Genomic DNA, 19,292 nt, shown 5'->3' with positions numbered 1-19,292 from the left:
ATGACCTTGATAGCAAGCGGCGGCCTCAGCAAGATGGTCGCCACCGCCAATGACAATGGCGAGGTCCGTTACCGGCTGGAACTGGCTGACCAACAGGTTGATATGAACGCCTTGTTAGGTCAGCAACTGTTACTGGCCTGGCAAGGGGCAATCCAGTGCTGTGCCTGCGGCCGCAACACCAAAAAGAGTTTTGGCCAGGGTTATTGTTACCCCTGTTTCAGCAAGCTGGCGCAGTGTGACAGCTGCATGATGAGCCCAGAAAAATGCCACTTTCATCTTGGTACGTGCCGGGAGCCACAGTGGGCAGAAGATGTTTGCTTTCAGCCGCATTATGTCTATCTGGCCAACTCCTCAGGCCTCAAGGTCGGTATTACCCGGGCGACCCAGTTACCGACCCGCTGGCTTGATCAGGGGGCGGTGCAGGGGCTGGCGATTGCCAGAGTCAAAACCCGTCGGCTGGCCGGTTTGGTAGAAGATCTGCTGCGCAGCAAGATAGCTGACAAAACCAACTGGCGGGCGATGCTGAAAGGCTCGGTGGCGGAGCTGGATCTGGCGGCCGAACGGGACGCCTTGCTGCAGCAATTTGCTGAGCCGTTGGCGGCCCTGAACGCTGAACACGGTGCCGATGCGGTTGTTCAATTGATCGGTGTCGACCAGCTGTCTCATACTTTTCATTACCCTGTGCTGGAATACCCAACCAAGGTAAGCAGTCATAATCTTGATAAAACCGCCGAGGTACAGGGGCGGTTAATGGGAATCAAGGGGCAATACCTGATCCTTGATACCGGCGTAATCAACCTGCGCAAGTACACCAGTTACCAGGTTGCACTGCACCAGCTGTAACAAGTTACGGAACGAATCTGAGCCTCCCGGTGGCTACACCGGGGCCACAGTCCAGAAGGAACATTTTTATGCGTGATGCCCAACCACAAGCCATCTATCTGCAGGACTACCGTCAGCCGGATTACTGGATCAGCAGTACCGAACTGAGCTTTGAACTGTACGAGGAGGCAACGCTGGTTACCTCAACCCTGATGATCGAAGCCAATGGCAATCTGCCTGCTTCCGGTTCGCTGCGGCTGGATGGCCAACAGCTGGAGCTGGTCAGTGTGGCGATTGACGGTGCGGCTGTTGCCGCCGACGCTTATCAGCAGGATGAGGAAAGCCTGACGCTGAGCGGGCTGGGCAGCCAGCACACGCTGACCATCGTGACCCGTATCTATCCGGCCCAGAACACCGCGCTGGAGGGCTTGTACCGTTCCGGCGGCATGTACTGCACCCAGTGTGAGGCTGAAGGCTTCCGTCGTATTACCTATTACCTCGACCGCCCGGACGTGATGTCGGTGTTTACTACTCACATCATTGCCGATGGCAGCCTGTATCCGGTGATGCTGTCGAACGGCAACTGCACATCCGACATCACTCTCGATGATGGCCGTCGCAAGGTGACCTGGCAGGACCCGCACCGCAAGCCAGCCTACCTGTTTGCGCTGGTTGCCGGGGATCTGCTCAGCAAGGAAGACAGCTTCACCACCATGAATGGTCGTGAGGTGAAGCTGAAAATCTTTGTTGAGCCACAGAACATCGACAAGACCGACTACGCTCTGGACGCCCTCAAGCGCTCGATGCGCTGGGATGAAGAAGTCTATGGTCGCGAATACGATCTGGATATTTTCATGATCGTCGCAGTAGACGACTTCAACATGGGGGCGATGGAAAACAAGGGTCTGAATATCTTCAACTCTTCCTGCGTGCTGGCCAATCCGGCCACTGCGACCGACGCCGCCTACCAGCGTATTGAGTCCATTGTTGCGCACGAATATTTCCACAACTGGTCCGGTAACCGGGTGACCTGCCGCGACTGGTTCCAGTTGAGCCTGAAAGAAGGTTTCACCGTCTTCCGTGACGCCGGTTTCTCGGCCGATATGAACTCGGCAACCGTCAAGCGGATTGAAGACGCCCGTATTCTGCGCACCGTGCAGTTTGCTGAAGACGGCGGCCCGATGGCGCATCCTGTACAGCCGGATTCCTTTATTGAAATCTCCAACTTCTACACAGTGACCATTTATGAAAAAGGCGCTGAAGTGGTTGGCATGATCCACAAGATCCTTGGTGCCGACGGTTTCCGCAAAGGCTCGGACCTGTATTTTGAACGCCATGACGGTCAGGCCGTGACCATTTATGACTTTGTGTCGGCGATGGAAGATGCCAACGGTGTTGACTTGACCCGCTTCAAGCTGTGGTACAAGCAGGCAGGCACGCCGGTTGTCAGCGCCAGTGCTGAATACCGTGCCGATGAGCAGGCACTGTATCTGACCCTGCGTCAGCAGTGTCCGGATACACCGGGACAAACTGGCAAGCAGCCGATGTGGATTCCGGTGCAGCTGGGCCTGATTGACTCCGCTGGTAACGACATGACCGTCAACGTCAGCCCGGCCAAAGACTCTCAGGGGCTGGAAAGCTGGACGGCATCCAGTCAGGTGCTGCACTTCACCGAAGCTGAGCAGACCTTTGTGTTCTCTGGACTGACTGAGAAACCGGTGCTATCGCTGTTCCGTGATTTCTCGGCGCCTGTGAAGGTCAACTTCGAGCAATCTGAGCAGGAATTGCTGTTCCGTCTGAAACATGACTCTGACGGTTTCAACCGTTGGGATGCCGGTCAGCAACTGATGCTGGGCTGGATTCTGCAGGCTCGCAAGGACGAATTTGAACTGTCGACAGAGGCTCAGACCGTATTGTCTGAACTGCTGGCGGATCAGTCTCTTGATCCGGCCATGGTGAGCTATCTGCTGACCCTGCCATCGGAAGCCTATGTGGCCGAATTCGTTGACGAAGTAGATCCTCATGCGATTCATCTTGGTCGTCAGCGTGTACGTCTGGCCGTGGCAATGGCGCTCAGCGAGCAGTTCGCGGCCTGTTATCAGCGGCTGAAATCCGATGCCGAATATCAGCCAGAACCACAGCAAATGGCAGCCCGGGCACTGAAAAATCTGGCGCTGTACTACTGGAGCCTGGCTTCTGATGCCGGTTTGCGTCAGGCCGTCAGCCAGTTCAGCAAGACCGATAACATGACCGACCAGATGGCAGCGCTGATGGCGTTGGCCAACAGTGGTGATGACGAGCTGGCGCAACAAACCCTTGATGCCTTCTACCAGCAATGGAAGAACGATCCGCTGGTGGTTAACCAGTGGCTGTCGGTGCAGAGTGGTTCGTCCGAAATTGGCAGTTTGCAACGGGTGCAAGGCTTGCTGGAGCACGAAGCCTTCGACTGGCGTAACCCTAACAAGATTCGTTCTGTGCTGGGGGCGTTCGCCAATCAGGCACTGCGTCATTTCCACGCCACTGACGGTTCCGGTTACAAGCTGTTGGCGGATGCCATTATCCGTCTGAATGCTTCCAATCCGCAGATTGCTTCACGGCTGATTACCCCGTTGACCAAGTGGCGTCGACTGGTGCCAGCCTTGTCTGCACTGATGCAGGCCGAGTTGCAGCGCATTGCCGATGAACCTCAGCTGTCTCGCGACGTTTATGAGGTTGTCAGCAAGAGCCTGCAATAAGCAGGCGTTGCAGAGATTGTATTTGCCTCTCAAACGCCTTGTGTCTCGCAGACACCTAAGGCGCACACGGCTGCTGGCGATGCTGGCAGCCGTCTGCTTATCGCTCGGCACGCCAGCCGTCTGGTCTGCTTCGCTGTCGGAACAGCTGCTGCAACAGCGGCAACAACAGGCTGACCGGCTCACGACCGATCTGACGCCGGTCGGAGCTGAGCGGGCAGCCAGTGTCACCGGCATTCCCCCCTGGCGGGGTGGGGTGCGTTTGCCACCACCAGGTTTCAGCGGTGAGTTGATCGACCCCTACGAAGCAGAATCCCAGCTCATCACCATTGACCGCAATAATATGGCGGCTTTCATTGGCCAGCTCAGCGCCGGATTGGGACGCTTGCTGGTGGATGGCCGTCGTTATATTCGCGTTTTTCCGACCCATCGCAGCGCGGCTGCGCCCGATCGGATTTATGAACAGGCCTATCGTAATTTGCTGCGTGCCGAGAAGAATCTGGGTGGAGGTATTCTCTACACGGCTGGTGCGATTCCTTTTCCGATTCCCCAAAGCGCTGAAGATGTGTTGTGGAACCAGTGGCTCAGCTGGCGTGGAGAGCGCTGGCTTGGCAAGGTGGTTGAATGGCAGGTCATCAATGGCCAACAACAGCGGCTTGACTGGCAGGTGGAAGAGCTGTGGCCCTATTACCTGGCCGGAATGGGCTGTCATCCGGGTTGTGACGAGCTGATGATGAAAACCTCACTGGAGTCGGCTGGTCGTTTGTTGATGAGTCGTCGCTGGCAGCAGGATTCCACTGCATCTGAGTCTGGCGGCATGGCTGAAATGGCTGCCGATAACCCGTCTGGCCGGGTCTGGCAACAAACGCTCACGATGGGGGCTCAGCCTGAGCTCAAAACAGCCGGTCTTGGAGACTGGCCGGAAAACTGGGATACCGAACTGCGCAGTAAGGATGACGTCGAACTGTTCAGTCTGTTACCGGGTGACTATTACTGGCTGCTGCTGGGCAAACAGGAAATGCTGGTTCCTTATAATAACTATCAGTACGCCAGTCATTTACCGGATCCGGTTGAACTGGCCGGGCTGGGCGGACTGAGATTTGAAAAGCACCGGGTGTGGGTGATTGATGGTTCGCTGCGCAAGGGGCGTCAGAACCAATACAGCAAACGCGTCTATTACATTGATGAAGACAGCTGGCAGATAACCCAGGCGGATTTTTACGACAAGGATGGCGAACTGGTGCGGGTCGGGCTAAACGTATTGGTCAACGACTATCGAATTCCGGCGGTGCTACCGGTGGCAACGCTGATTATTGAGCCGGTTTCCGGTAGTCTTGATTTGCTTTACAAAATGATTAACTGATAAAGCGTGTCTCAGGTCATATTTTTGTCGGGAAGTGAGTAAGTATTGGGCCGCAAGTTGGCAAAGTGGCGGCAGCATGAGACTATGCAAAACTTTCAGGATATAGACCTGTTCCTTTAACTCATTAAATGGCAAAAACCCGGCTGCAGGCATGAGTCTTTGCCAACAATAATAAACGGAGTTCTTGATGTCTGTAATCAAGGCGACTTTGCTCTGTCTGGCACTCGCCAGTGGAGTATCGACGGTACGCGCAGAATGGGTTGATCCCTTGCAGTCTGCTGCGGTGCCAAGCCAAAAAGCCCAAACTGCATTAATGCTCGATATCGCCGAGACATCTGCTGGCCGCCTGGTCGCTGTCGGCGCCTACGGCAACATTATTTATTCCGATGATCAGGGCAACCGCTGGCAGCAGGCAGCTGTGCCTGTTCGCGTTACCCTGACCTCTGTGATGTTTGCCGATGCCAGCCACGGTTGGGCCACCGGTCATGACGGTGTGATTCTGGCCAGTACCGACGGCGGTCAGTCATGGCAGTTGCAATTTGATGGTCATGCCGCCAACAAGGCGATGATCGAGGCTTCGCAAAGTTTGCTGGAACAGGCAGAAGAACTGCAGGCTGAAGTCGCTGATGGTGATGACGATATGGCAATTGAAGATGCTGATGCCGCCGTGGAAAACGCCACCTTTGCCCTCGAAGATGCCCAGTACGATGCTGAAATTGGTTCGACCAAGCCGCTTTTGGATGTGCTGTTTGTCGACGCTGCCAACGGTTACGCCGTTGGTGCCTACGGCATGGCGTTTGAAACCCACGATGGTGGCAACAGCTGGACTGAGTTCAGCTCGCGTTTGCCGCTGTCTGAACGCCCTCATTTAAACGCTATTGCGATCACCGCCAGTGGCCAGCTGTATATCGTTGGTGAAATGGGGCTGTTGCTCAGTTCTGATGACGCTGGTGAAAGCTGGCAGTCGCTGGAGTCGCCTTATGAAGGCTCGCTGTTCGGCATTCTTGGTTACGGTAACAAACTGCTGCTGATGGGCTTGCGTGGCCACTTGTACAACTCGCAGGATGATGGTGCCAGCTGGCAGGAGCTGGCGCTGGATAACGAAGATACCCTGATTGGGGCAACGCTGGACGATGGTAATCCGGTATTGGTGGGGAACGGCGGTACGCTGGTCAAGCCGCTGCTGTCTGAGCCGGAAATCGATACGGTTGCTGGTCGCAAGAACCTGGCGGCGGTGATTGCTGTGTCAAACGGTTATGTACTGGCCGGTGAAGCCGGTATCCAGCTCGTCAACAAGGCAGCCCAATTGCTGCCGCCAGCCACCATGAGTGGCGGGACCATCACTGCAGAAGCCAGCTCGCTGGCGGCCGACACTGGCAGCCAGGAGAAATAATCACCATGAGTCAGAATCATCGTTATTCGAGTGAACCCGAACACTTTATCCTGTCGCCGGAAACCGAGCCGCTGCTTGAGCGGGTGTTGTTCCACAATCGGGGTCTGGTGCTGACCATTCTGGTATTGCTGACGCTGGTATTTGCCTGGGGGCTGACACAGATCCGGCTCGATTCCAGCATTGAAAAATACATTCCGCTGAACCACCCCTATATCCAGAATTATCTGACGCACAAGGATGACATGCAGAGTGGCGTTGCCAACGTCAAAATTGCTGTCGAAGCGGTGGGCTCGGATATTTTCAACGATCACTATCTAAAGACGCTCAGCAAGATCAACGACGATGTATTTTTTATCGCCGGGGTTGATCGGGCAGGCATGCAATCCCTCTGGACGCCGAACACCCGCTGGACAGAAGTGACGGAAGAAGGCTTTCAGGGTGGGCCGGTTATTCCGGCGGATTACGATGGTGGTCCACAGAGTCTCGATCAGGTACGCGAGAATGTGCTGAAATCCGGTCAGGTTGGCCGCCTGGTCGCCAACGATTTTGGTTCCAGCATCATTGATGTGCCGCTGGTTGAAATCAATCCGGAAACCGGTGAAAAGCTTAACTATCAGCAGCTGTCGCACCAGCTGGAAGCCAAAATCCGCGACCAGTACAGCAGCGACACGGTAAAAATCTACATTACCGGTACGCCAAAAAAACTTGGTGATCTGCTCGATGGCGCAGTTTCTATCGGTTATTTCTTCCTCGCGGCCATGGTGATGACCGCCATTCTGCTGTACCTCTATTCCCGTTGTTTGCGCGGTACCCTGGTACCGGTGATTGCATCCCTGATTGCGGTGGTCTGGCAGCTGGGTGCGCTGGCGTTGCTGGGCTTCAGTATTGACCTCTACTCAGTGCTGGTGCCATTCCTGGTGTTTGCTATCGGGATCAGCCACGGGGTGCAGATTATCAACGGCATTGCGCTGCAATCCGGTCATGGGGCCGACAAGTTAATGGCCGCCCGGCTGGCTTTCCGTGGCTTGTACGTTCCCGGCATGCTGGCGTTACTCAGTGATGCGATGGGTTTCCTGACGCTGCTGTTTATTGATATTGGCGTGATTCAGGAGCTGGCGATTGCCGCGTCTGTTGGTGTTGCCATGATCATCGTTACCAACCTGGTGTTGCTGCCGATTGTGATGTCGTTCCTCGGCATCAGTGCCAGTGGCATTCGTCAGGCCCAGAAAGCCGAGCAGGCCGACCCCGTGGTGTGGAAGGCGCTGAGTGGGTTTGCCGAGAAAAAGCTGGCGATTCCGGCGTTGCTGGTGGCCGTTGCGATGGGGGCTGTGGGTTATGTTTATGGCCTGAACCTGCAAATTGGTGATCTCGACAAGGGCGCGCCTGAGCTGCGGGCGGACTCCCGTTACAATCTCGATAACGACTTTATGGTGTCGCATTATTCAACCAGTTCGGATGTGCTGGTGATCATGGCCGAAACCCCGGCGGAAATGTGTAACACCTTCAAGGTGATGGACGTGCTCGACCGCTTTATGTGGCATATGGACAATGTGCCGGGGGTGCAGTCGTCAGCCTCGCTGGTGACGGTTTCCAAGCTGGTTACCAAGGCCATGAACGAGGGCAACCTCAAGTGGTACGCACTGTCACGTAACCAGACCATCCTGAACACCTCGATTCAACGTGCTCCTACTGGCCTGATCAACTCGGATTGTTCGATGACACCGGTGGTGATTTATCTCAACGACCACAAGGCGGAAACCCTGCAAGGGGTGGTCGCTGCGGTTGAGGACTTCAAGGCGCAGTACGATGATCAGGTCGATGACATGTATTTCGGCATGAAAGCAGATGCCATTGAAGAAGCCATCGCCAATGGCGAACTCAAGGGGGCGCCGCTGCGATTGCAGCTGGCGTCTGGTAATGCCGGTATCGAGGCGGCGACTAATCAGGTCATTGCTGATGCCCAGGGTACCATGCTGATCTTTGTTTACGTGGTGGTATTTGCTCTTTGTATGCTGACCTTCCGTTCGCTGACAGCGGTGGCCTGTATCCTGCTGCCATTGGTACTGACCTCGATTCTGGGGCAGGCATTGATGACCTGGCTGGGCATTGGGGTGAAAGTCGCCACCCTGCCAGTGATCGCACTGGGGGTAGGTATCGGTGTGGACTACGGAATCTACATCTATACCCGTCTGGAGGCCATGATCATCAGCGGCCTGAGTCTGCGGGATGCCTATCTGCAAACCTTGCGCTCAACCGGCAAGGCGGTGAGCTTCACCGGCGTGACACTGGCGATTGGTGTTGCCACCTGGATGATCTCACCGATCAAGTTCCAGGCTGATATGGGCGTGCTGCTGACCTTTATGTTTATCTGGAACATGCTGGGGGCGTTGATTCTATTGCCAGCGCTGGCCAGTTTACTGCTTAACCTGCCGAAGATTCGCCAGCGTCATGAGCGTATTCACGAACAGGTACCGCCAGCGGTATAAACGGTTCTGTTACGCAACTGCAGACCCGGCCTATGCCGGGTCTTTGCGTTATGACGTTATACTGGCCGCCCAATTGATTGTCTGGAGAGTGTTAATGAAAAGCCCGTTGGGATTGGATACCAACCTGCCGGTGGTTGATCTGGTCAAGGAAGCGATTGCGCTGGTGATTCAGAAGCGACAAATCCTGCTACAGCGCTTTTTGCCGATTCTGTTGTTGATGACGCTGCTGGACGTTGTGGCCGGGCAGTTTTTCGGTGACGGTGTCGGTCGCTTACCCATTTCCATGATTAACATGCTGCTGTCGGTGGTGGTGGCGACTGCCGCTCATCGGATGACCTTGTGCCCACAGCAGCAAATGTTCAGTGCCGGGGTTTTTGGTCGTCCACAGCGTCGTTATCTGCTGCGGAGCATGCTGATTGGTGTGTTCGCCGGAATGATCATGGTACCGGGCTTTATGATGATTGCGGTGCCATTGAGTGAAGGCAAGGCACCGAGCAGCGAAGGGATTGTCGCTGTTGTCGCCTGTATCATGGTGGCTATTTATGTGGCTTCCCGGCTGATGATTACGTTGCCGGAAATTGCACTGGGACGTGAAACCAGCTTTGCCCGCGCCTGGCAAATGAGCAAGGGAAATGGCAGCCGTATGGCGATTGTGGTGGTGATTCTGCCGCTGGTGATGATGATTCCAGCCATCTGGCTGATGTCTCAACAGCAATTGCTGCTGGTGTTTGTCGGCTCATTTGTTTCCTATGTTGCCACTCTGGTGGGCCTGGTAACCCTGTCGCTGGCTTATCAGTTCCTGGCTGAATTTACGGATGGTCCGGGGCAGGGCGGTGCGGCTGAGTCTGATCAGACAACGGATTTCAGCCGCTCAGGTTCTTCCTCGGGCGGCTTTGATGCCTGATTGCTGACTGATGAAACTGGGCGATATTTCAATCAGCTATGTCGAGTTGATGGCCAGGGCTGCGCGTCAGCTTGGCTATGATCCCTCAGCCGTGTTGCAGGCTTATCAGCTGCCGCCTGAGCGGCTCGCACTACCGGGAAATCGGGTCAGTATCCCCAGATTTATGCGGGTCGGCCATGAGCTGATTGAAAGCACCCGGGCACCGTATCTGGGCCTGCAAATGGGGGTTCTCAGTGGTCCTTCGGTGATGGGACTGGCGGGCTGGATTGCCCACTCGGCGGCCAGCGTGCGCAGCGCCTGTGAGGCGCTGGTGCGTTATGAATTGTTGTGCAGTTTTAATGCGCGCGGACGCTCGGCCTTTGTCGTCGAAGGCGGCAAGGGCCGTATGTGTTTCTATTCGATCAGTCCCTATAACGATTACAACCGTTTTGTTGTGGATCTGGTGCTGGTGGGCTGGAAAACCTTGCTTGAGCAAATGGCTGGCAAGAGCCTGATTGAAGCCATTCTGATTGAATTTCCGGCACCTGAATATCAGGCGGATTATCCGCGTTTTGTTGATTGTCCGGTGGTGTTTGGTGCTGGACAGAATGCGCTGTTGCTCCGTGATGGCGCATTGGAGCAGATGCTGACTCAAAGTTGCGCATCCAGTCATCGCTGGCTGGTCGAGCAGGCGGAGCTGGAACTGGACAAGGTACGGCGGGGGTTGTCGGTTGCCGAGCAGGTCGCACGGGCTCTGAGCCCCTTGCTGGTTGGTCATGCCCCGGAATTATCTGAAGTTGCACGTCAGCTGGGTAAGCCACCCTGGACGCTGAAACGGCTGCTGGCTGCGGAATCTACCAATTATCAAACGGTGCTGGATGACACCAGACGAGAGCTGGCGCTGGCGTATGTGCGGGAAACGGGCCTTGCGATTGGGGAAATTGCGTATTTGACGGGGTTTGGATCGGCGACTGCCTTCCAGCGGGCGTTTAAACGTTGGACGAATCAAACACCACGCCAGCTAAGGCAGTCGTAGGCGGGTTATTTACATCTCAACGGCGTCATCGACGTCGTCGTCATACTCTTCGTATTCTTCGTAGTTAATATCCAGCAGTTCATCTGTATAGTCAGACATAGTCCTTCTCCTTTTCCTCGAGAACCACCACTCGGTGTGGTCCCATTGCGACTCTGATCGATATGTTCAGAGGCTTATTTTAGTTATGTAATTTCATGTTTTATAAAGCAGTTACTGTGCCAGAAATCCTTTCTGAAACTGAAACTGTTTGGTTTGACCATTTGGAAACCCCTAGGTTCCCTTCAAGCCTCGGCAGACTTTAAGCAGCATCTGTGACACCGAGGTTAAGGAAAAACCACAGCTTTATGATAAATCAGCTGACTTTTGTTGCTGAGCTGGCTGGCTGATGCAAATCAAGACTGCAGAGCGCTTGTTGGGAAGATGACCTGTTATGGCAAACAGGTGTTTGATTCTGGGCCAGCCCAATTGGCTGATGCGCAGGGTGGGCAGAAGCAGAGTTGCCCAGCAAGAGCTTGCAAGGTTTAAAAACCAGGGGATTTTGATCAGTGTGAATCGACTGGTTTGAATTCATCAGACTCGCGGTGAGCCAACCAAAACCAGAGAAACAGAACAGGGATTTTAAATCAGGGATTTTAAAACAAGATGGCGGACTGGACGGGACTCGAACCCGCGACCCCCGGCGTGACAGGCCGGTATTCTAACCAACTGAACTACCAGTCCACATTGTCATGATGTTATCTGAACAGAGACATCATTATTGGTGGGTGATGACGGGATCGAACCGCCGACCCTCTGCTTGTAAGGCAGATGCTCTCCCAGCTGAGCTAATCACCCAAATTTATACTCACTGGATGAGTCGAACGAAAAGATGGCGGACTGGACGGGACTCGAACCCGCGACCCCCGGCGTGACAGGCCGGTATTCTAACCAACTGAACTACCAGTCCAGCTTTTCATTCTGCTTGATGTTCTATCTACAAAGATCAACCACATCAAAGGTTGGTGGGTGATGACGGGATCGAACCGCCGACCCTCTGCTTGTAAGGCAGATGCTCTCCCAGCTGAGCTAATCACCCATAATTTATACTCATTGGTATGAGTTGAATAAAAAGATGGCGGACTGGACGGGACTCGAACCCGCGACCCCCGGCGTGACAGGCCGGTATTCTAACCAACTGAACTACCAGTCCAGCTTTTTATTCGCTTGATGTTTTACTTTACCAGACCAATCACATCAAAAGATTGGTGGGTGATGACGGGATCGAACCGCCGACCCTCTGCTTGTAAGGCAGATGCTCTCCCAGCTGAGCTAATCACCCATGTTTATACTCACTGGCATGAGTTGAACGAAAAGATGGCGGACTGGACGGGACTCGAACCCGCGACCCCCGGCGTGACAGGCCGGTATTCTAACCAACTGAACTACCAGTCCAGCTTTTCATTCTTGCTTTCTGGTGGGTGATGACGGGATCGAACCGCCGACCCTCTGCTTGTAAGGCAGATGCTCTCCCAGCTGAGCTAATCACCCCCTGAAAGCGAGTGGGCATTCTACGCATGGCCGTTCTGATGTCAAACCTTTATTTCGATTTTTTTCAATTTTTCAGTAACTTGCGTAATTATTGTCCTTTCTGGCTGAGTTTTGATCAGAGACTAGGGCTTTTTAGCCGTTAGCGTATTTATTGGCCGTTTTCGGTCCACCAGAACCAGCAAACAAGGGGTCAGAATCAGCGTCAGCACAGTCGCAAACGTCAAGCCGCCAGCGATGGCGGTAGATAATTGGGTCCACCACTGGGATGACGGCGCACCAATACTGAAATGGCGATGCAACAGGTCGATATTCCATTGCAGCACCATTGGCATCAATCCCAATACCGTGGTGATGGCCGTCAGCAACACAGGTCGCAAACGCTGGGCACCGGTACGCAGGGCGGCGTCGACGGCATCCAGCCCTTCTTGCCGTAAACGGTTATAGGTGTCGATCAGCACGATATTGTTGTTGACCACGATGCCCGCCAGGGCAATCACACCAACGCCGCTCATAACGATGCCAAACGGCTCTCCACGGATCAGCAGGCCCATCAGCACCCCCACAATCGACAGCACAATGGCGCTCATGATCAGGGTTGTCTGATAGAAGCTGTTGAACTGGGTGACCAGAATCGTCGCCATCAGGAAGATGGCAATACCAAAGGCGATGCCAAGGAAGCGCCCGGTGGTGGCCATTTGTTCAAAATCCCCTCGGAATCTGGGTTCGACACCCGCCTTGAGCCAATCGATCTGCTGCATTTGCTGACCCAGCTGGCGGATCTTTTCTGTGGCATTGACTCCTTCGCGGACGTTGGCGGTCAGTCGGTAACGGCGTTTGCCATCAATACGAACCAGATCGCCACTGCGGGGAATGGCCTGCTGCTGCATAAACTGACTGACTGGTACCAGCCCGTAGGGCGTGGTGATGTTAAAGCCGTCGAGGTCGCTGATGGTGCGGCGGTTTTCCGGGTATCGCAGCACGATATCCACTTCATCATCGGTAAAATCCGGCTGAAAGCTGCCGACCTTCTGGCCGCCAGTAAGCATCCTCACCATGCCGCCAGTGGCAGAGATGCTGGCGCCGAGTTCGGCGGCTTGCTGACGGTCGACCTTTAACTGCCATTCGATGCCTTCTGGTGGGCGGTCATCCCGAATATCCTTGAGGTCAGGGTCGGCCTCAAAAATCTTGCGGACCTGCTCCAGCACCGGAATGATGGTGTCGCCTGTACGGCCGGTCAGCTGCAGCTGGATATCAGCACCACCGGCGGGGCCGCCCTGTTTCTTCTGGGTTTCGACAATAATGCCGGGAATGGCGGCGGCTTTTTGCTCAATTTCGGTCAGGATAGTATTGGCTGGACGTCGTTGCTCCCAGTCGACCAGCTCGATCTGGATGCGGCCAATCTGGTCGGGAGCACCGTCGTTGGCGGGTTTGACCATGGCGGTGGTGTAGACGGATTCAATTTCGTCCATGTCGAAAATCAGCGCTTCGACCTGATTCACCAGCGTTTCGCGTTCGTCCATCGACAGGTTGCCGCGCGCCCGCACATCAATCAGAGCAATATCGGCGTCAACTTCCGGGAAAAATTCAACGCCGTGGCCGTGGCTTCCGTACAGGTAGAAAGAACCGACCATGGCGAGCAGTGCCAGCGCCAGAATCAGCAGCGGCCGCTGCAAGGCTTGTCGAAGCAAGCGGATATAGACACCTGCGATGCCGCCGATTTTTTCGAATTCACCGCGCTCCGCCGCCATGATGAGAGCAATAGCAGGGTCTGTGGTGCTATTTGCGGTCACCGGACGGGCCAGCAGCGATCCCATCGCCGGCACCACAATCAGGGCCATCACCAATGACGCCGTGAGGGTATACAGGAGCGTCAGTGGCAGGTATTTCATGAACTCGCCAGTGACGTCGGGCCAGAACAGCAGTGGCAAAAACACCGCCAGGGTCGTGGCGGTAGAGGCGATAATGGGCCAGGCCATCCGTTTGGCTGCCGCCGCGTAGGCCTGCTTCGGAGCATCACCTTCAGCCAGCCGCCGGTCGGCAAATTCGGTCACCACAATGGCACCGTCAACCAGCATGCCGACGGCCAGAATCAGTGCAAACAGCACCACCATGTTCATGGTGCTGCCACTGAGGCTGAGCCAGATAATTCCCATCAGGAAGGCGCCGGGAATGGCCAGCCCAATCAGGATGGAGTTGCGAATTCCGAGACTGCCAAGCACCACGGCCATCACCATCAGGGTGGCGACCAGCACGTTGTTAAACAGGTCGTTGAGCAGGTTATTGATCTCGCGTGAGCCGTCCTGAATGATGCCCGCCTCAACGCCTTGCGGCCAATAGGGTTTGACCTGCTCGATCACCGCCCGCACCTGCTCAACACTTTCGATAATGTTGGCACCAATGCGCTTTTTGATTTCCAGCGTTACTGCCGGATGACCGTTGATTCTGGCGGCGCTGCTGCGGTCTTTATAGGCCAGTCGACCAACCGCAATATCGCGGAACAGCACCACCTGATTACCAGATACCTTGACCGGCATGTTGAGGATGTCATTGATGTCTTCGACCAGTCCGGGAATACGAATGGCAAAACGGCCTTGCTGGTTTTGCAGGTCTTCGGTGGCAACCAGCGAACTGTTGTTGGAAACCAGTTGAGCCAGCTCACTCATCGACAGCTGATAGTTATCCAGCCGGGTCGGGTCAACGATAATTTCGGCGATTTCCTCACGCTTGCCCTTGATGTCTGCTTCCAGCACCCCAGGAATGGCTTCGAGGCGATCCTGCAGGTCACTGGCGACGGCGTACAGAACCGATTCACTGACATCACCAGAGAGCGTCACAACGGCAATCGGGAACAGCGCGACGTTGATTTCCAGCACCCGTGGCTCATGACTGTCGGCGGGCAGGTCGGCGCGAGCGTCGTCCACTTTCTGACGCACGTCCAGCAGTGCCTGGTCGATATCGACATCGGAGTAGAATTCCAGCTTGATCGACTGGTGACCGGTAGTGGCGGTAGCGACCATTTCCTTGAGGCCATCGAGACCACGTAATTCCCGTTCCAGCGGCTTGTAGATCAGGGCATCGGCGTCTTCCGGTGAAATCCCCTCGTGGCTTACCGACACATACACAATCGGCACGGTGACGTCGGGCGAACTTTCCTTGGGAATGCTCATCAGTACCATCACGCCAGCGATCATTAACAGGGTAAACAGCATCAGTACCGTGCGGGTACGGCTCAGTGCCGCATCAATCAGTTGCAGCATGATCAGTTCTCCGGAGTCGCCGAGCTGGTGGTTTGCCAGACGGCTTCGACCTGATCGCCGACATTGACGAAACCGGCGCCCTGGGTGATCAGATCAAGCTGCTCTGGGCCAAATACCCAGACACCATCCTGTTCGGCCCCTTCCAGCTCGACGGCAGTAAATTGCACACGCTGTTGCTGGTCCAGGGTTTTCAGGCCCAGCTGGCCGCTGTCATCCACAATCAACAGGGCCGGGGAAACCCGATAGGCCGGGCGGGTTGTCAGGGGAATAATGATTTCGGCACTTTGGCCCAGGGCGACGGGCTGGTTATCCGGGTTGGCAATCTCGACTTCCAGCCGGAAGGTGCGGGTGGCCTGGTTGGCCAGCACAGCAACAAAGCTGATCTGGCCCGCTACCGCAGGGCCACTAACGGGTTTAACACGGGCATGAATGCCGCTTTGCACCTGATTCAGCTGGTTTTCCGGCAGTCCGGCCACCGCCTTGTAGGGCGACACATCAACCAGCTGTAACAGCTGGCCGCCTTCCCGCACGTAATCGCCTGTTTCCACCATACGATTGTTGACGATACCGTCGAACGGCGCCCGAATATCGGTGGCGGCCAGTTGCAGCCTGGCAGACGTCAGTTCGGCTTCGGCATTGGCCAGCGCGGTTTCTGCCTGCGCCAGCAAGGACTGATTGGCGAGTCCCTGTTCAGACAATCTGCGGGCGCTTTGTTGTTCCAGTTGCCGTTGTTTGAGATTGGCCTCCGCCTGTTTTACCCGTGCCGGCCAGTCGCGTTTGTCGAGTTGTAACAATAATTCACCGGCTTTGACCTGCTGGCCTTTACGAGCCTGAATTGCCACCACTTTGGCCTTGATTTCCGCCTGCAAGGTGACCTGGCGGCCCTCTGCCAGCTGGCCGGATAAACGAATCTGTTGCTGATGGGGCTGGGGTTGCAGATGGCTGGCCTGTACCCGTGGAAGACTGTTAGCTGTGGTTGGACGCAGGCTGTCGGTGTCAGACCTTGTTGGCTGATCAGTATCGCCACTGAGCATCCAGCCAAGGGTGCCGAGAACCAGCAGAATAGCGACCAGGTGACCGCGATTAAGAGCCAGACGCATGATGATTCTTCCTTGTTGGTCGCCAGTTGGGCTGGCGTAATTGTTTTCCACGATGATAAACAGTTACGGCTGCAATATGAACGCGTCAGTCTCACTGTTCCCGACAAGGTGACCAACAAGGCTGTTCACATCTGGGCCAGGCCAGTAAACTGCTGACCCTATTTTATTGGTTATATGACTGTTTGTGGCGCTGGCAAAGTATCGCAGCTGTTGCAGACCAGAAGGTTACAGGCATTGGTATGGTGTTGGTGAGTTTAAAGCAGGCCGAACTGGCTTTCGGTGATCATGTCTTGCTCGACAAGGTCGATCTGGATATCCAGAACGGCGAACGGGTGTGTGTGGTCGGACGTAACGGCGAAGGCAAGTCAACGCTGCTGAAAGTGCTCACCGGCGAGGTGATCCCGGATGATGGCGTGGTACAGCGCCGTGATCTGCTGAAAATGGCGGTGTTGCAACAGGCACTGCCAGCCAAGGTAGACATTCCGGTATACGACGTCGTGGCGCAGGGGCTGGGTCAGTTGGGCGACGACATTGCCGCCTATCATGATGAGACCATGAAAGGTGAGCATGCTGATCTGGATTTGCTGGAAAAGCTGCAAACCCGCATCGAAAGTCAGGATGGCTGGAGCTGGCAGCAGAAGGTGGACGCTATTATCCAGCGTCTGAACCTGCCTGCCGAAACCAGTTTCGCCAGCCTCAGTGGTGGCTGGCAGCGGCGGGTGATGTTGGCGCGGGCTTTGGTGGTCGAACCGGAACTGTTGATTCTCGACGAACCAACCAACCACATGGACATCGCCACCATTCAGTGGCTTGAAGACCAGCTCAAACAATTCCAGGGCACGCTGGTATTTATCAGCCACGACCGGGCTTTTGTGCAGAATCTGTCGACCCGTATTATCGAGCTGGATCGTGGTCATCTCTATAACTGGCAGGGCGATTACCTCAGCTTTATTGAGTACCGCGAAAAGCGTCTGGAAGATGAAGCAACCCAGAATGCCTTGTTCGACAAGCGGCTGGCGGAAGAGGAAAAGTGGATTCGCCAGGGCATCAAGGCCCGTCGTACCCGTAACGAAGGCCGGGTTGAACGTCTGAAGGAAATGCGCAAGGAACGTGGTGCCCGTCGTGAGCGTCAGGGCACTGCCAATATTGCCATGACCAGCACGGACTCCTCCGGCAAGATCGTTTTCGAACTGGATCAGGTTAACTACAGCTGGGCCGATCAGGCTCAGGTCGCTGACTTCTCCACCATTGTCCAGCGTGGCGACCGGATTGGTCTGGTTGGCCCCAACGGCGTGGGTAAATCAACCCTGTTGAAACTGCTGCTGGGAACCCTGCAACCTCAGACTGGTACTCTGAAAACCGGCACCAAGCTGGAAGTTGCCTACTTCGACCAGTCACGAGAAATGCTCGACGATAACAAGTCGATTGCTGACAACGTTGCCGATGGCAAGGATCACGTGATTGTGAACGGCATCAGCCGCCATGTGATTGGTTACCTGGGCGACTTCCTGTTCCCGCCAGAACGTGCCCGCACTCCTGTGCGTGCCTTGTCGGGTGGTGAGCGTAACCGGGTGTTGCTGGCCAAGCTGTTCCTCAAGCCCTGCAACCTGCTGGTAATGGACGAACCGACTAACGACCTCGACGTGGAAACCCTCGAGTTGCTGGAAGAACGCCTGATGGAATTCGATGGCACCCTGTTGCTGGTGAGCCACGACCGGGCCTTCCTGGATAATGTCATTACCCAGATGTGGGTGTTTGAGGGCGAAGGCCGTATCGATGAACAAGCCGGTGGCTACAGCGATTGGGAAGAACGCAAGAAAGCCCAGGCGGCGCAATTCAAGGCGCTAGAAAAAGCCAATCAGCAGAAGCAACAAACCCAGCAAGCGGCTCCCAAAGCCGAAGCGGCCAAAGCTGCGCCAGCCAAAAAGCTGTCGTACAAGCTGCAACGCGAACTGGACATGCTGCCGGATATGATTGCCGAAGCCGAGGCGACTCGGGATGCCCTGCAACAGCAAACCGGTGCTGCGGATTTCTACAGCGGTGATCAGGACAAGGTGCAAGCAGCACTGGCTCAGCTGGCAGCAGCAGAACAAAAACTGGAACAGCTGGAAGAGCGCTGGCTGGAACTGGAGGAAATGGCTTCATGACCTGGCTGGTTTTTGTTGCTGTTGGTTTGATGCTGTTTGGGTCTATCTATTGGCTCAAACCCAGCGCCCGGGATCAGCGCCTGGCCGACCTGCGGCTGTCTGCGATTCGGGCCGGGCTGCAAATTCGCCAGCAAACCTTCAAGGTCGACTCCGCCCGTAGCGGTGTGCGGGAAGATATTACCGCTACCGGTTACACCCTGATGCTGCCAGCGCAGCCCCATGGTGAAAAACCACGCCAGGCGCTGTTGTTCCGGGTGGTTGGCCAGACTGGCTGGGAAACTGCAGGTTTACCAGATGGATGGGCCTGGCATGATCTGCCAGCGGGCAAGGATCATGATCGACAGCTGGCCGCTGCAGAACAACTGGCACCACAGCTGGTGCGTTTGTTGTCGTCACTGGATGATGGTTTGGTGATGCTGGAAGTGTTTGAAAACCGTATCACGCTGTTTCCGGCGGAGCAGAAAACTGCCTCAGCCGAGAAATATCTCAAAGTGCTGGAAGGTCTGAAAAGCGTGGCGGATGGCTTGAAAGGCTGATCCTGATGCG

General features: G+C 55.4%; 11 protein-coding genes and 8 tRNA genes. 9 read left to right on the top strand and 10 right to left on the bottom strand.

The window, feature by feature from the left end:
- The 7 genes from K6123_RS16190 (at window position 1) to K6123_RS16160 (ending at window position 10,715) form a co-directional block, all read left to right on the top strand.
- Entirely contained in the window at window positions 1-843 is an 843-nt protein-coding gene (locus tag K6123_RS16190) for a DUF2797 domain-containing protein (RefSeq protein WP_221799602.1), read from the top strand.
- Between the two features lie 68 nt (window positions 844-911).
- The gene (gene pepN / locus K6123_RS16185) at window positions 912-3,557 is read left to right on the top strand and encodes an aminopeptidase N (protein ID WP_221799600.1); all 2,646 of its coding nucleotides are present in this window, start codon (window positions 912-914) and stop codon (window positions 3,555-3,557) included.
- Between the two features lie 79 nt (window positions 3,558-3,636).
- Window positions 3,637-4,917 (top strand): DUF1329 domain-containing protein, encoded by a 1,281-nt coding sequence (locus K6123_RS16180; RefSeq protein ID WP_221799598.1) that lies wholly within the window; start codon window positions 3,637-3,639, stop codon window positions 4,915-4,917.
- Between the two features lie 187 nt (window positions 4,918-5,104).
- Window positions 5,105-6,310: a WD40/YVTN/BNR-like repeat-containing protein gene (locus tag K6123_RS16175; protein ID WP_221799596.1), complete on the top strand. Its 1,206-nt coding sequence runs from the start codon at window positions 5,105-5,107 to the stop codon at window positions 6,308-6,310.
- Window positions 6,311-6,315: 5 nt separating this feature from the next.
- Window positions 6,316-8,796: an efflux RND transporter permease subunit gene (locus K6123_RS16170; RefSeq protein WP_221799594.1), complete on the top strand. Its 2,481-nt coding sequence runs from the start codon at window positions 6,316-6,318 to the stop codon at window positions 8,794-8,796.
- Between the two features lie 94 nt (window positions 8,797-8,890).
- Entirely contained in the window at window positions 8,891-9,700 is an 810-nt protein-coding gene (locus K6123_RS16165) for a hypothetical protein (protein ID WP_221799592.1), read from the top strand.
- 10 nt (window positions 9,701-9,710) lie between these two features.
- On the top strand, window positions 9,711-10,715 hold the full coding sequence (locus K6123_RS16160; protein ID WP_221799590.1) for an AraC family transcriptional regulator: 1,005 nt from the start codon (window positions 9,711-9,713) through the stop codon (window positions 10,713-10,715).
- Window positions 10,716-11,358: 643 nt separating this feature from the next.
- Here the strand turns inward: K6123_RS16160 and K6123_RS16155 are convergent.
- From K6123_RS16155 to K6123_RS16110, 10 genes are all read right to left on the bottom strand, one after another.
- A tRNA-Asp gene (locus tag K6123_RS16155) sits at window positions 11,359-11,435 on the bottom strand.
- A 38-nt stretch (window positions 11,436-11,473) separates the two neighbouring features.
- A tRNA-Val gene (locus K6123_RS16150) sits at window positions 11,474-11,549 on the bottom strand.
- 35 nt (window positions 11,550-11,584) lie between these two features.
- Window positions 11,585-11,661: transfer RNA gene (locus tag K6123_RS16145), tRNA-Asp, on the bottom strand.
- Window positions 11,662-11,714: 53 nt separating this feature from the next.
- A tRNA-Val gene (locus K6123_RS16140) sits at window positions 11,715-11,790 on the bottom strand.
- A gap of 37 nt (window positions 11,791-11,827) precedes the next feature.
- Window positions 11,828-11,904, bottom strand: a tRNA-Asp gene (locus K6123_RS16135).
- A gap of 53 nt (window positions 11,905-11,957) precedes the next feature.
- A tRNA-Val gene (locus K6123_RS16130) sits at window positions 11,958-12,033 on the bottom strand.
- Window positions 12,034-12,069: 36 nt separating this feature from the next.
- A tRNA-Asp gene (locus K6123_RS16125) sits at window positions 12,070-12,146 on the bottom strand.
- A gap of 20 nt (window positions 12,147-12,166) precedes the next feature.
- Window positions 12,167-12,242, bottom strand: a tRNA-Val gene (locus K6123_RS16120).
- Window positions 12,243-12,364: 122 nt separating this feature from the next.
- Complete coding sequence (locus K6123_RS16115; RefSeq protein ID WP_221799588.1) at window positions 12,365-15,499, bottom strand: efflux RND transporter permease subunit; 3,135 nt, start codon at window positions 15,497-15,499, stop codon at window positions 12,365-12,367.
- A gap of 2 nt (window positions 15,500-15,501) precedes the next feature.
- Window positions 15,502-16,599: an efflux RND transporter periplasmic adaptor subunit gene (locus K6123_RS16110; protein ID WP_221799586.1), complete on the bottom strand. Its 1,098-nt coding sequence runs from the start codon at window positions 16,597-16,599 to the stop codon at window positions 15,502-15,504.
- 239 nt (window positions 16,600-16,838) lie between these two features.
- Here K6123_RS16110 and K6123_RS16105 point away from each other — a divergent pair, with 239 nt between their 5' ends.
- On the top strand, window positions 16,839-18,746 hold the full coding sequence (locus K6123_RS16105) for an ATP-binding cassette domain-containing protein (protein WP_221799584.1): 1,908 nt from the start codon (window positions 16,839-16,841) through the stop codon (window positions 18,744-18,746).
- A complete protein-coding gene (locus K6123_RS16100; RefSeq protein ID WP_221799582.1) occupies window positions 18,743-19,282 on the top strand; it encodes a hypothetical protein in 540 nt (179 codons plus the stop codon). The genes K6123_RS16105 and K6123_RS16100 overlap by 4 nt, the downstream gene beginning before the upstream one ends.
- Window positions 19,283-19,292 lie beyond the last annotated feature (10 nt).

This window comes from Oceanobacter mangrovi, assembly GCF_019740315.1.
In the GTDB taxonomy this organism is placed as follows: Bacteria; Pseudomonadota; Gammaproteobacteria; order Pseudomonadales; family Oceanobacteraceae; genus Oceanobacter; species Oceanobacter mangrovi.
This window is presented reverse-complemented; position numbering and strand designations above follow the sequence as displayed.

Excerpts from the sequence above, each read along its gene's own strand:
- K6123_RS16190 (WP_221799602.1), top strand. The coding sequence starts at position 1 with ATGACCTTGATAGCAAGCGGCGGCCTCAGCAAGATGGTCGCCACCGCC.
- pepN (WP_221799600.1), top strand. The coding sequence starts at position 912 with ATGCGTGATGCCCAACCACAAGCCATCTATCTGCAGGACTACCGTCAG.
- K6123_RS16180 (WP_221799598.1), top strand. The coding sequence starts at position 3,637 with ATGCTGGCAGCCGTCTGCTTATCGCTCGGCACGCCAGCCGTCTGGTCT.
- K6123_RS16175 (WP_221799596.1), top strand. The coding sequence starts at position 5,105 with ATGTCTGTAATCAAGGCGACTTTGCTCTGTCTGGCACTCGCCAGTGGA.
- K6123_RS16170 (WP_221799594.1), top strand. The coding sequence starts at position 6,316 with ATGAGTCAGAATCATCGTTATTCGAGTGAACCCGAACACTTTATCCTG.
- K6123_RS16165 (WP_221799592.1), top strand. The coding sequence starts at position 8,891 with ATGAAAAGCCCGTTGGGATTGGATACCAACCTGCCGGTGGTTGATCTG.
- K6123_RS16160 (WP_221799590.1), top strand. The coding sequence starts at position 9,711 with ATGAAACTGGGCGATATTTCAATCAGCTATGTCGAGTTGATGGCCAGG.
- K6123_RS16115 (WP_221799588.1), bottom strand. The coding sequence starts at position 15,499 with ATGCTGCAACTGATTGATGCGGCACTGAGCCGTACCCGCACGGTACTG.
- K6123_RS16110 (WP_221799586.1), bottom strand. The coding sequence starts at position 16,599 with ATGCGTCTGGCTCTTAATCGCGGTCACCTGGTCGCTATTCTGCTGGTT.
- K6123_RS16105 (WP_221799584.1), top strand. The coding sequence starts at position 16,839 with ATGGTGTTGGTGAGTTTAAAGCAGGCCGAACTGGCTTTCGGTGATCAT.
- K6123_RS16100 (WP_221799582.1), top strand. The coding sequence starts at position 18,743 with ATGACCTGGCTGGTTTTTGTTGCTGTTGGTTTGATGCTGTTTGGGTCT.